The sequence below is a fragment of the Winogradskyella eximia genome (assembly GCF_003386165.1).
GTDB lineage: Bacteria > Bacteroidota > Bacteroidia > Flavobacteriales > Flavobacteriaceae > Winogradskyella > Winogradskyella eximia.
Genome location: NZ_QRDV01000007.1, coordinates 1 through 13,052, shown reverse-complemented (window position 1 = coordinate 13,052; position 13,052 = coordinate 1). Strand labels below are relative to the sequence as shown.

Sequence of the window (13,052 nt, the reverse complement as noted above, 5' to 3'; positions counted from 1 at the left end):
TGAAGTTTTAACTTCGGTTTTTTTTGGCACTATTAACAATAAAATCAAGTTATTAACAGTTAAATTGTTGAAGACATGTTAAGATTGTAAATCAATCAAGGCTATTTTCTCAACACTATTTAACTACTTTTGTTACTTATGAAACAACCTAATCCAATACAAGGCTACAAAGTAGATAAAGGCACAATTATTAGCCTAGAAAAAGGTAAAATACCACCTCAAGCACCTGATTTAGAAGAGGTTGTGTTGGGTGCTATGATGATTGATAAAAAGGGTGTAGACGAAGTTATTGATATTTTAAGTCCGGATGCATTTTACAAAGAGGCTCACAAACATATCTTTGAGGCTATTTTTAAGTTGTTTGAAAACTCAGAGCCTGTAGACTTATTAACCGTTTCTAGTCAATTAAAGAAAGATCAAAAATTAGATTTAATTGGAGGCGATTTTTATCTGATTTCTTTAACGCAACGTGTGTCTTCTTCTGCGCATATTGAGTTTCATGCACGTATAATTCTTCAAAAATATATTCAACGTAGTTTAATTAAAATTTCAAACGAAATTATTGAAGAAGCTTATGATGAAACTAGAGATGTTTTTGATTTATTAGATACAGCTGAAGCTAAATTGTATGAAGTTACTCAAGGTAACGTAAAGAAATCTACAGAATCTGCTCAGAGTTTAGTTATTCAGGCTAAAAAGAAAATTGAAGAGATTTCTAATAAAGAAGGAATGAGTGGAATTCCTTCTGGTTTTGATAAATTAGATAAGTTAACGTCTGGTTGGCAACCTAGTGATTTAGTAATTGTGGCTGCACGTCCTGGTATGGGTAAAACCGCATTTACGTTAACAATGGCTCGTAATGTTGCTGTAAATAGTAATACTCCTGTAGCTTTCTTTTCATTAGAAATGTCCTCAGTGCAATTAATAACACGTTTAATTTCTAGTGAAACTGGGTTGTCTTCAGAAAAACTTAGAACAGGTAAACTTGAAAAACACGAGTGGGAGCAACTTAATGTTAAAGTAAAAACATTAGAAACGGCACCTTTATTTATTGATGATACTCCTTCATTATCCATTTTCGATTTAAGAGCAAAAGCACGTCGTTTAGCATCTCAATATGGTATTAAGATGATAATGATTGATTATTTGCAATTAATGACAGCAGGTGGAAGTCAAAAAGGTGGTAATCGTGAACAAGAAATTTCCATGATTTCTCGTAACCTTAAGGCTTTGGCAAAAGAATTAAGTATTCCTGTAATTGCATTATCACAATTATCGCGTGCTGTTGAAACGCGTGGAGGAAGTAAAAGGCCACTTTTATCAGATTTACGTGAATCTGGTGCGATTGAGCAAGATGCCGATATTGTATCATTTATTTATAGACCAGAATATTATAAAATTGACGAATGGGATGATGAAGAACGCTCACCAACTGCAGGACAAGGTGAGTTTATTGTTGCAAAGCATAGAAATGGTGGACTAGAAAATATTAGATTAAAGTTCATCGGTCACTTAGGTAAGTTTGATAATTTAGACGATTTTGATACACCTTTTGGAGAATTCCATTCTAAAATGAATGAATCTCCTAATGACAATACATTTCAACCAAATAGTTTCCCATCTCCATCAGATGCTTTTGGAGGGCCAGAAGACGATGGTGTACCTTTTTAATAGCTTTTTAAAGAATAAAGAACTGAATTTTAACTTATCTTTGTAAACGTACTGTTTAAAACCAAATTTACCTCATGTTAGACCAACGACGTACAACAAACGTTTTGTTGTTAATTATTGTAGTTCCTTTAGTCTTCTACCTACTAAAGATCTTGTCTTTTATATTTATTCCATTGATTTTTTCAATGTTTATCGCTTTGTTGTTTTTACCTTTAATGCGATGGTTAGGACGTAGAAACATACCCAAAATTTTCAGTATCATTATTGTTTTATTGTTGGTTGCAATTGGTTTAAAAATAGGTATAGAATTGGTACAATTGTCTAGCCGACAAATACTCGCAAATAATACCGAATTTTTAGCTAAAGCTGAACTAAAATTAGCTGATCTTAAGGTCTATTTACTTGATAATTTTGGTATTGAATTTGAACAAGAACATAGTTTTATAGGACAGTTCTTTCAGAAAGAAAATCTTGGATCAACTATAGGTTTTCTAAATTCGTTTTTAACTACTTTATTAATGACAGTGTTCTTTGTAGTACTTTGGTTGGCAGAGTCTATTAACGTTCATAAATTATTAAATAGTACTTTACTTAAGCGAAAGCACACATCTGTTAAGACCTTTATGAAGATTGAGAAAGACTTAATTAAATTCATTAAGGTAAAGGTTTTGGTGAGTGCATTAACAGGTCTATTTACTGGTTTAATGTGTGTGTTTTTCGATGTAAGTTTTCCTATTTTTTGGGGATTATTTGCCTTTGCCATTAATTTTGTACAAATGGTAGGCTCATTTGTTTCTGTTATTTTGTTGTCTATTTTTGCTTTTGTAGAGTTAGATCCAACGAGTACGCTATTCTTCTTTATTTTTGCAATCTCTATGGTTCAAGTTACTTTTGGTGCTATTTTAGAACCAATTTTTATGGGGAAATCGTTCTCCATTAACGTTATTGCAGTTTTAGTAATGTTGATGTTTTGGGGTTTTCTTTGGGGAATTCCAGGATTAATAATGGCAATTCCGATAACGGTTTTTATCAAAATTATTTTAGAACAGTTTCAAGGGACCAAAATTATAGCTAGTTTACTTTCTGGAAATGAGACGCAATTAGATTAAGTTTTAGTCTTAATTATTAAAAGCTAGAATGTAGTTTAGATAAACATTTCTATATTTTATTCTAACCAATTGGTCTTAAAAGAATATTAAATTAAGTCTATACAGACTAAAAATTGGTTATATTTCGTTCTAAATTTATGACCTTGAAAAAAATATTTTTTATAATTTTCACACTATTCTTAAGTGCGAATACCTATGCATCCTATATCCTTATTCCAATGGATGCTGATACACAAAAAAATCATCTTAAAGCTTATGGAGTTACATTTTGGACTTTAGAGCGAGAACTTAAAGTAAAATGGTTACTCAATTACAGAGGAGGTTCTTTCTTATTGCCAGATGCCGAAATTATTCAGCGCGAATGTCAGATTAGAGGAGTATCTTTTGAAGTAATTTCAGATGCTAAAGCCGCTCAAATACTAGAAGACATTGCTAGTCCTTCAGTAAACCAAGAAGCTGTTGTATTAGAAAAAGCACCAAAAATTGCAGTTTATACACCTAATGGTAAGCAACCTTGGGACGATGCAGTAACCATGGTTTTAACATATGCTGAAATTCCTTATGAAACCATTTATGATGAAGAAGTTTTAAAAGATGAATTGTTACTCTATGATTGGTTGCACTTACATCATGAAGATTTTACAGGTCAATACGGAAAATTTTATAGAGCGTATCGTTCTGCAGCTTGGTATATTGAAGAAAAGAAGAGTGCAGAAGATTTAGCAAAACGATTGGGTTATAATAAAGTGTCAGATGAAAAATTAGATGTAGCCCTTAAAATACGAGATTATGTAGTTGGTGGAGGATTTATGTTTGCCATGTGTTCGGCAACTGATAGTTTTGATATAGCCTTGTCTGCAGAAGGTGTAGATATTTGTGAACCAATGTTTGATGGTGATGGTAGTGATGCTGCGTATCAGAATAAAATTGATTATTCTAAAACCTTCGCATTTAAAGACTATATTTTGGAGAGAAGTCCAAATGTTTATGAGTTTTCATCAATAGATATGACTCAGAAACGTAAAATCCCTAAGACAACAGATTATTTTTCTTTAATGGAATATTCTGCAAAATGGGATCCAATTCCGTCTATGTTAACCCAAAATCATACGGCATTAGTTAAAGGATTTATGGGACAAACAACGTCATTTACAAGAGACCAAATAAAATCGAATGTTTTAGTTATGGGTGAAAATAAAACGAATGGAGAAGCTAAATATATTCATGGTATAAAGGGAAAAGGCTTTTTTACCTTTTATGGTGGTCATGATCCTGAAGATTATACACATCGCGTAGGTGATCCAAAAACAGAATTAGATTTACATCCTACATCTCCAGGATACCGATTGATATTGAATAATGTATTGTTTCCTGCAGCTAAAAAGAAAAAGCAGAAAACATAATATAAAATTTATTTAGTGAATCAATATTAAATACTTTTAATTTTAATAAGGATAATCAAAACGTTAGAACTATAATCATTAACTATAAGGTCGCTTTAAAGTGACCTTTTTTTATTAACTTAAACGTGTAGTATTACTTATTTAATAAAACTCTCAAAACAAATGTTATCAAAAGAAACCATACTCCACAAAATTCAAATCTTAATTACTAATCACTTTGAAACCCCTGAAGATGCTTTTGCTTTTTTTGATAAGGATGGTGATGGTAAACTCAATAAAGCTGAAATCGTAAAACTATTAAAGGATGCTGAAATTACCGGATTTATTCGTGGTATGGTCTCTTCAAAATTAATCGAAGGCTACGATAAAGATGGTGATGACCTTATCAGTTGGAAAGAATTTAAATCTGCTATTGATGAAATTACAGAGGAATCTAAATAAAAAAATGTTATAGCCATATGATTTTTTTTCAAAAAGAGATAAAACTACAAGCGTTTTCACGAGGTTTCCATCTGATTACTTCAGATATTTTACTTGCGCTTCCAGAGTTAAACCAAATTAATGTAGGGCAATTACAAGTGTTTATTAAACATACATCTGCGAGTTTAACTATAAATGAGAATGCAGATCCAACGGTTAGGATAGATTTTGAAAGCCACATAAATAAAATGGTTCCAGAAAATCAGGCTTATTATCAACATACTTATGAAGGTTCTGATGATATGCCTGCACATATAAAAGCATCATTAATGGGAACTTCTATTCAAATTCCTATCACAAATGGTCAATTAAATCTCGGGATTTGGCAAGGTATTTATCTCTGTGAGCATAGAAATAGAGCAGGCGGTAGGCAATTAGTGCTTACGGCTTTCGGTAATTAGTTGTTCTAAAACCAATTCTACACCATTATTATCATTAGATTCTGTTTCAAAATTAGCCAGATTTTTAACATTAGGATGTGCATTTGCCATTGAGTAACTATATTTGGCGCATGTCAACATTTCTAAATCATTATTATAATCTCCAAAGACCATAGTTTCAGAAGGACTAATGTTGAGTTGTTTTTGTAGAAAGCTTAGCGCATTTCCTTTATTAGTAATCGCTTCAGAAATATCGACCCAATGATTTCCAGAAACCACAACATTGAGTTCTGGTTTTAGGTGTTTCACAAAGGGAAATATATGTTTTTCAGAATTTGTGGTGTGATACAAAGCTATTTTAATGACATCATCTGTGATGTCTTCAAAGGAATCAATAATGGTATAATCTGAGTAATATTCAGAAAACGTCTTTACCAAATCATCTGAAGCTCTAAGAATGAATGCTTGATGTTGCGTACAGAAAATAGGGTAGGTGTCTGGAATCGTTGAAACCAAGGTATAAAGTTCTAATACTCTATTTGGATTTAGCTGATTAGAAAGCAGTACGTTTTCATTTTGAATAACTAAACCACCATTTTCTGCAATGATTATAATATCATTTTTTATAGGTTGAAGTTTTTTTACAATGCTATAATAAGGCCGTCCACTTGCGGCAACAAATTGAATATTTTGTTGTTTTAGGTCTTTAAATAGCTCAAAGAATTTGGAACTCACATCGTGATTAGAGTTTAGTAAGGTACCATCCATATCTGTAACTACCATTTTAACGTCCTTCATATTGTATTATTAAAAATTTTATTCAAATTAAGTAAAATAAAAAACCGATTCCATTATGAATCGGTTTTTATTTTTAGTGAGCGCCTACATGGCAACCGCAGGTTTCTCGAGTAAAACTTTGAGATTCCTCATGCCACGGAAACGCTTGGTTATATTTATTATTTTCCCAGTAGAATTTGGTACGTTCCTTTGGGTGATTTCCAAGTTCATTCATGGTTTCAGTATCGTATAATCGACCATTAATCATGGTGTAAATAATACTTTCAGAATTTCTAATGTCTTCTAAAGGATTTTTATCCATTACTATCAAATCGGCTAATTTTCCTTTTTTCAGCGAACCAATATCATTACCTGCACCTATATAATTAGCTCCATTTATAGTGGCAGCTTTTAAGACGTCATGATTGGCCATGCCTCCTTGTTGAAGTGACCATAATTCCCAGTGCGCTCCAAGACCTTGTAACTGACCATGTGCACCAAGGTTGACTTTTACGCCTGCATCACTAAGTGCTTTAGTGGTTTTAGAAACCAAAATATGTCCGTTCTCATATTCTTCATCCGGAACCATAACACGATGTCTAGAACGTGAATCGATAATGCCTCTTGGAGTATACTTTAAAAGCTTTTCATTTTCCCAAACATTAGTTTTTTGGTACCAATAGACTTCACTATTCATACCTCCATAATTTACAATAAGTGTTGGTGTATAACCCACATTACTATTTCCCCAAAGTTCTAAAACATCTTTATAAACAGGTGCCACAGGAATATTGTGTTCTACACCAGTATGGCCATCCATTACCATGGTTATATTGTGGTAAAATGTTGAGCCTCCTTCTGGAACAACAAAAATACCTTCCTCTCTAGCGGCTTGTAATACTTGTTGTCGCTGCTCTCGTCTTGGTTGATTATAACTTTTAACCGATAAGGCACCGAAAGCTTTGGTTCTTCTAATAGATGAACGCGCATCTTCAAGATTGTTTATTACTGCTTTAAAATCTCCATCAGCTCCATAAAGAATAAATCCTGTAGAGTAGAGGCGTGGTCCAACAAGTTCTCCAGTTTTTTGTAATTCTGAAAGCGCAAAAATAGTTTCGGAATGCGCAGATGGATCATGAGACGTCGTCACACCATAAGCTAAATTGGCGTAAAATTGCCAGTGTTTTTGTGTGGTTAATCCATATCTAAAGCCACCTATATGTGCATGAGCATCTACCATGCCTGGCATTATTGTTTTTCCTGAAACATCATAGACTTTTGCATCGGAAGGAATTGTGATGTCTGAAGTATTTCCAATAGATTCAATTATATTCTCATTAATAACGATGGTGCCATTTTCTATGACTTCATCACCTTCCATAGTAATCAGTCGTGCTCCTTTTAAAAAAATTCTTCCTGAAGGTTTATCGGTTTTAGCTTCTAAATTTATTTTTATACCTTTTTCAACAAGTTTAGCATCTTCGGAAGCTTTAGCTGAAAAATATTGATTGCCTAATGTCCAATGCAATGTTTTGCTGTCTTTAGACCAATGTAAATTGATACCTGCATCTTTTGAAAGTTGCGTAATTGGAACATATTTACTTTTATCAGTTAAGTCTAAAGTATGTCCAGACTTAGGCATTGGTGCTAAATACACTTTATGTAAATGAACAAAAGCAATCCAGTTGCTATCAGGACTTGGTACCAAAATATTACCATGTTTTGATTTTACGAGTGTGCGTTCGTCAAAACCATTAAGATCAACACTTTTTAATTCTTTAGTTAAAGCCCCAAAAAATTGTCCGCCATTTTGGTGAAAAATTCGTGTATCATCAGCATTAAACATTGGGAAATCTCCTTCTTTGTTTACAAATTTGGTGTTTGTCCCATCACTATTCATTAAATACAAACCTGGCTTTTTTGAAAACGTTCGACCTTGTTCGTTGTTTCCTCCTTCTTTTCTGTAGACAATATGTTTACCTTTATGTGAATACGACGGATTTCTATAAATGCCTTTTTTTGAAGTCAGTTTTGTAGCAGTACCACCAGTTGAAGGAATTGAATAAATAGCACCTAGGTTTTGATCATTCCAAGTCACATAAGTAATGGTATTTCCATCAGGTGAGAAGGTCGGTTCAAATTCAAAATCAGTTCCCGTAGTTAAACGTGTCGCTTTTCCATTCGGTATTTTTTGGATGTGTAAATATCCAAGAGCATTAAAGACAATTGATTTTCCATCAGGAGACGTGGTCGCATGACGAATCACTTTAGCGTCAAAGGTATCAGGTGCTACAGGAGTATCAAATTCAACCGCTTTAGCAATCTTAATAGTTGCATTAGCTTCAAACGGAATGTCGGATACGTTAAGCGAATTGATATTGATTTTATTAATTTTTCCGCCAGACCAAATTACGATGTCTTCATTATTAGGCATCCAATTGAAGTTGGTGTACACTCCAAAAATAGCCCAAGCTTCTTGTTGGTCTTTATTAAGTTGGTCATAAACAGGCCATTCTTCTCCTGTTTCCAAATCGTGAATGTATAAAACAGTTTTAGTTCGAATACGTTTTACAAAAGCTAGTTTTGTTCCGTCTCTAGAAATTTGAGGACGTGCCGCACCACCTGGACCTCCGGTGATTCTTGTAGTTTTACCAGTTTTTATCTCGTAGCGATTGATCACATAAATTTGACTGTTTGGGTCTTTGTTGTATTGAAAAACACCTCCAGGATAAACATCTTCACTGTAGTATAAATACTTTCCATCTGGTGATATAGTCGGTTCGTTCACATCCTGCTGATCATTCTTTTTTTTAGTAAGCTGTAAACCGCTACCACCAGTTTTATGATATAGCCATAGTTCGCCAGCTCCTAAAGAGCGACCAGAGGTAAAATGCTTTCGGGCAATAAGATAATCGCCATCTGGTGTCCAAATAGCATTGTTTAATAATCTAAAATTTTCTTTTGTGACTTGCTTGACATCAGAACCGTCAGTATTCATGACCCATATATTGTCACCACCACCAGCATCACTAGTAAATGAAATGTGTTTACCATCAGGACTAAATCGTGGTTGAATTTCAAAGGGCAAACCTTCTCTTAGTATTTTCGCTTTACCACCATTGCTGTCCATGATGTAGATATCGCCTAGTAAATCAAAAACAATAGATGTTCCATCAGGACTTACATCGAGATTCATCCAAGTACCTTCGTCAGTTGATAGTTTGAGGTTTTTAAAATTCCAATCACCTATGGGATTAGAGACATCCCAAGGTTTGGCTTTATCTTTTTCTTGACTATTAGAGTTAAAAGTAACAAGTAGAATGAGGGTTACGATGAGTTGAATACGCTTCATGGAATTTGTTTTATTTGAAGTGTAAGTTAAAAATAAAAATGGAACTTTGTATTTACAGGTGCTTATGTAAACGGTTTAGTTTTTTTATTAAACATAAAAAATCCGATTCAAATTAATGAACCGGATTTTATAAGCGAAATGTTGTTATTAATTTGGCTAAAAGCCTTACTTAACTTTGTTTATGATAGCTTCAAAAGCTTCTGGGTGATTCATTGCTAAATCTGCAAGTACCTTACGGTTTAACTCAATATTGTTAGCTTTTAATCCTCCCATAAATTTTGAATAGCTCATTCCATGCTGTCTTGCACCTGCGTTTATACGCATAATCCATAACGAACGGAATGTTCTCTTTTTATTTCTACGGTCTCTATACGAATATTGCATCGCTTTGTCAACCGCATTCTTTGCTACTGTCCAAACGTTTTTACGTCTTCCGAAGTAACCTTTTGCTTGCTTAAGAACCTTTTTTCTTCTGGCTCTTTTTGCAACTGAATTTACTGATCTTGGCATTTCTTTTAATTGTTTTTTTGTAGTAGGCGGTCAATAATTGACACTTGCTAAATTGTTTTGCCTAACTCCAGGGTTTATAAATTGTTTTAACCGATTAAAACCGTATTACTTTAAACGTAACATTGTTTTAATATTGTTCTCATCTGCTTTATGTACTAAAGCATCATGAGTTAATGCAAGCTTACGCTTTTTAGATTTTTTAGTCAATATGTGACTCTTAAAAGCGTGCTTTCTTTTAATCTTACCAGTGCCAGTTAGTTTGAAACGTTTCTTAGCACTCGATTTTGTTTTCATTTTAGGCATTTTCTCCTCTTTTAAATTTACGTTTCGCTTATTATCTTCTTGCTGAATATCAGCATTGTATTACTTCTTCTTAGGTGCGATGAACATAATCATTCGCTTTCCTTCAAGTTTAGGCATTTGTTCTACCTTTCCATATTCTTCAAGATCTTGGGCTAATTTTAATAATAAAATTTGACCTTGTTCTTTAAATACAATGGATCTTCCTTTAAAGAATACGAAAGCTTTTAACTTCGCTCCGTCTTGTAAGAATTTTTCAGCGTGTTTCTTTTTAAATTCGTAATCGTGATCATCTGTTTGAGGACCGAAACGAATTTCTTTAACAACTACTTTAGTTGCTTTAGATTTTAACACTTTTTCTCTTTTCTTCTGTTCGTAAAGGAATTTTTTATAATCCATAACTTTACAAACAGGAGGCGTCGCATTTGGCGATATCTCTACAAGATCTAAACCTTGTTCATCGGCAATGGATAAAGCTTGTTTAACAGGATAAACACCTATTTCGACATTATCTCCGACAAGTCTTACTTCTTCAGATCTGATTTTAGAATTTATACGGTGTTTATCTTCTTGAGATACACGTCTTGTATAATTCTTTCTGTTTCTACGTATTGCTATGGCTTCTGTAATTTAAATTAAACTTAATTTTTATCTTATTTAAAAGTCTTTAAACTTTTACTTATTCTATCATTTACGATTTTCACAAAGTCTTCTACTTTAATTGTACCTAGGTCTTCACCACCATGTTCGCGTACAGTTATTGTATTATCCTTTTCTTCTTGCTCACCGACAATAATCATAAACGGAAACTTTTGCATTTCAGCTTCGCGAATTTTCTTACCCACAGTTTCATTTCTATTGTCTGTAAGGGCGCGAATTTCGTCATTTTCTAGCACATTTAAAACTTTTTCGGCGTATTTTTCATATTTCTCACTTATTGAGAGAATAATTGCTTGCTCTGGCATTAACCAAAGCGGGAAGTTTCCACCTGTGTGTTCTAATAATATTGCTATAAAACGTTCCATGCTCCCAAAAGGTGCACGATGAATCATAACTGGTCTATGCATCTCGTTATCACTACCTTTGTAAGTCAGATCAAAACGTTCAGGTAAGTTATAATCCACCTGAATAGTTCCAAGTTGCCATTGTCTTCCAAGCGCATCTTTTACCATGAAATCTAATTTTGGACCATAAAATGCAGCTTCTCCAGTTTCAACGACATAGTTTAAGTTTTTATCTTTAGCTGCGTCTAAAATAGCCTTTTCTGCTTTTTCCCAATTTTCATCGCTTCCAATATACTTATCCGGATTTTCAGGATCTCTTAATGAAACTTGTGCTGTAAAATTCTCAAATCCTAAAGATCCAAAAACATAAAGCACTAAGTCTATAACATCCTTAAATTCTTTGTCTAATTGGTCAGGTGTACAAAAAATATGGGCATCATCTTGTGTAAAACCTCTTACTCTTGTTAATCCATGTAGTTCTCCACTTTGTTCATATCTATATACAGTACCAAATTCAGCAAAACGTTTAGGTAGCTCTTTATAAGAAAACGGTTTACTGTTATATATTTCACAATGATGAGGACAGTTCATAGGTTTTAATAAAAACTCCTCTCCTTCTGCAGGTGTAGTTATGGGTTGAAAACTATCCTCTCCATATTTAGCATAGTGACCAGAAGTAACATATAACTCTTTACTTCCAATGTGTGGAGTTACTACCATTTCGTATCCGGCTTTCTTTTGTGCAGCCTTTAAAAAATTCTCTAAACGTTCACGTAACGCAGCACCTTTTGGCAACCAAAGAGGTAAACCTTGACCTACTTTTTGAGAAAAGGTAAAAAGCTCAAGTTCTTTTCCTAGTTTTCTATGATCTCTTTTTTTAGCTTCTTCTAAAAGATGAAGATATTCTGTTAGGTCTTTTTGTTTAGGGAATGAAATACCATAAACTCTAGTTAATTGTTTGTTTTTTTCGTCACCTTTATAATAAGCTCCAGCAACACTTAAAATTTTAACTGCTTTTATAATACCTGTATTTGGTATATGGCCACCACGACAAAGATCGGTAAAAGTAGAGTGATCACAGAAACTAATCGTACCGTCTTCAAGGTTTTCTATTAAATCAACTTTGTAGTCATTCTTTCCTTTGTAATATGATAAGGCTTCAGCTTTAGAAACATCACGCATTTTAAAGTCGTGTTTACCTCTAGCTATTTCTATCATTTTATTTTCTATAGATTTAAAATCCTTTTCAGAAATAGTGCCTTCTTCACCTAAATCAACATCATAATAAAAACCATTATCAATAGCTGGGCCAACCCATAACTTTACATTTGGGTATAATTCTTCTAAAGCTTGTGCCAACACATGGGCAGAAGAATGCCAAAAAGCTTTTTTTCCTGCATCATCTTTAAAAGTATATAAGGTAAGACTACCATCAGTGGTTAGTGGAGTGGTGGTTTCAACAACTGTATCATTGAATTTTGCTGAAATAACATTACGGGCAAATCCTGCGCTAATGTCTACAGCCACTTCATAAGGAGTTACATCTTTTTCAAAAGATCTAACCGAACCATCTGGTAGAGTAATTTGTATCATTATATATAGTATAAATTTTAGCCTACAAAGATATACCTATATAAGGAATAGACAAAGTGAAGTTTCTATAAATATTGTATTGTCATTTTAGGGCATTCCGCTTTTGCTTTTTATAAGCAAAAGCGTCGTGTCATCCACTATATCTTTTTTTATTAAGTTCACTTAAGGGGAGAATATGTTATCTTATATACTATGTCTTTATTATATCATAATGTATAGATATAGAAAAAAGGATGCCGCTACTACCACTAATGCAGATATAACTTAGAGAGGTATGGTGTAATTAAAAAGCATTTTCCGTATTAAAATCTAGTATAGGCTAGAGGTAGAATAAAACAATGTCTTTTTAAGGTTGTTAAATCTCACGGAATTAAGGTTTTACAAAAAAGATTAAAATAAAAGTAAAAAAGGTGTTGTGGGATAAGAAAAGGGTTTTATATTTGCACCCCGAAACAAAAACATTTAGTTGCGTT

The 13,052-nt window shown here is 33.3% G+C and carries 11 protein-coding genes; 5 read left to right on the top strand and 6 right to left on the bottom strand.

Features of this window, described 5'->3' with window-relative positions; genetic code table 11:
• Nucleotides 1–138: 138 nt before the first annotated feature.
• The 5 genes from dnaB (at nucleotide 139) to DFQ10_RS13740 (ending at nucleotide 5,064) form a co-directional block, all read left to right on the top strand.
• Complete coding sequence (dnaB, locus tag DFQ10_RS13760) at nucleotides 139–1,671, top strand: replicative DNA helicase (RefSeq protein ID WP_115818025.1); 1,533 nt, start codon at nucleotides 139–141, stop codon at nucleotides 1,669–1,671.
• A gap of 74 nt (nucleotides 1,672–1,745) precedes the next feature.
• Complete coding sequence (locus DFQ10_RS13755) at nucleotides 1,746–2,780, top strand: AI-2E family transporter (protein WP_115818024.1); 1,035 nt, start codon at nucleotides 1,746–1,748, stop codon at nucleotides 2,778–2,780.
• Nucleotides 2,781–2,998: 218 nt separating this feature from the next.
• Complete coding sequence (locus tag DFQ10_RS13750) at nucleotides 2,999–4,183, top strand: asparagine synthetase B (RefSeq protein ID WP_115818023.1); 1,185 nt, start codon at nucleotides 2,999–3,001, stop codon at nucleotides 4,181–4,183.
• Nucleotides 4,184–4,345: 162 nt separating this feature from the next.
• Nucleotides 4,346–4,624, top strand: coding sequence for an EF-hand domain-containing protein (locus DFQ10_RS13745; protein WP_115818022.1), 279 nt, complete (start codon nucleotides 4,346–4,348; stop codon nucleotides 4,622–4,624).
• Between the two features lie 17 nt (nucleotides 4,625–4,641).
• Nucleotides 4,642–5,064 (top strand): secondary thiamine-phosphate synthase enzyme YjbQ, encoded by a 423-nt coding sequence (locus DFQ10_RS13740; protein WP_115818021.1) that lies wholly within the window; start codon nucleotides 4,642–4,644, stop codon nucleotides 5,062–5,064.
• Here the strand turns inward: DFQ10_RS13740 and DFQ10_RS13735 are convergent.
• The 6 genes from DFQ10_RS13735 to thrS all read right to left on the bottom strand — a co-directional run bounded on the left by DFQ10_RS13735 (nucleotide 5,038) and on the right by thrS (nucleotide 12,579).
• Complete coding sequence (locus tag DFQ10_RS13735; RefSeq protein WP_115818020.1) at nucleotides 5,038–5,841, bottom strand: HAD family hydrolase; 804 nt, start codon at nucleotides 5,839–5,841, stop codon at nucleotides 5,038–5,040. The two genes, DFQ10_RS13740 and DFQ10_RS13735, sit on opposite strands and share 27 nt — an antisense overlap.
• Before the next feature lie 73 nt (nucleotides 5,842–5,914).
• Nucleotides 5,915–9,172 carry an amidohydrolase family protein gene (locus tag DFQ10_RS13730; protein WP_115818019.1) on the bottom strand — a complete coding sequence of 1,086 codons (3,258 nt, stop codon included), beginning with the start codon at nucleotides 9,170–9,172 and terminating at the stop codon, nucleotides 5,915–5,917.
• 165 nt (nucleotides 9,173–9,337) lie between these two features.
• The gene (rplT, locus tag DFQ10_RS13725) at nucleotides 9,338–9,682 is read right to left on the bottom strand and encodes a 50S ribosomal protein L20 (RefSeq protein ID WP_115818018.1); all 345 of its coding nucleotides are present in this window, start codon (nucleotides 9,680–9,682) and stop codon (nucleotides 9,338–9,340) included.
• 105 nt (nucleotides 9,683–9,787) lie between these two features.
• Nucleotides 9,788–9,985, bottom strand: coding sequence for a 50S ribosomal protein L35 (rpmI, locus tag DFQ10_RS13720; protein WP_115818017.1), 198 nt, complete (start codon nucleotides 9,983–9,985; stop codon nucleotides 9,788–9,790).
• A 60-nt stretch (nucleotides 9,986–10,045) separates the two neighbouring features.
• Entirely contained in the window at nucleotides 10,046–10,594 is a 549-nt protein-coding gene (infC, locus tag DFQ10_RS13715; RefSeq protein ID WP_115818016.1) for a translation initiation factor IF-3, read from the bottom strand.
• Nucleotides 10,595–10,635: 41 nt separating this feature from the next.
• On the bottom strand, nucleotides 10,636–12,579 hold the full coding sequence (gene thrS / locus DFQ10_RS13710; RefSeq protein WP_115818015.1) for a threonine--tRNA ligase: 1,944 nt from the start codon (nucleotides 12,577–12,579) through the stop codon (nucleotides 10,636–10,638).
• Between the last annotated feature and the right edge of the window lie 473 nt (nucleotides 12,580–13,052).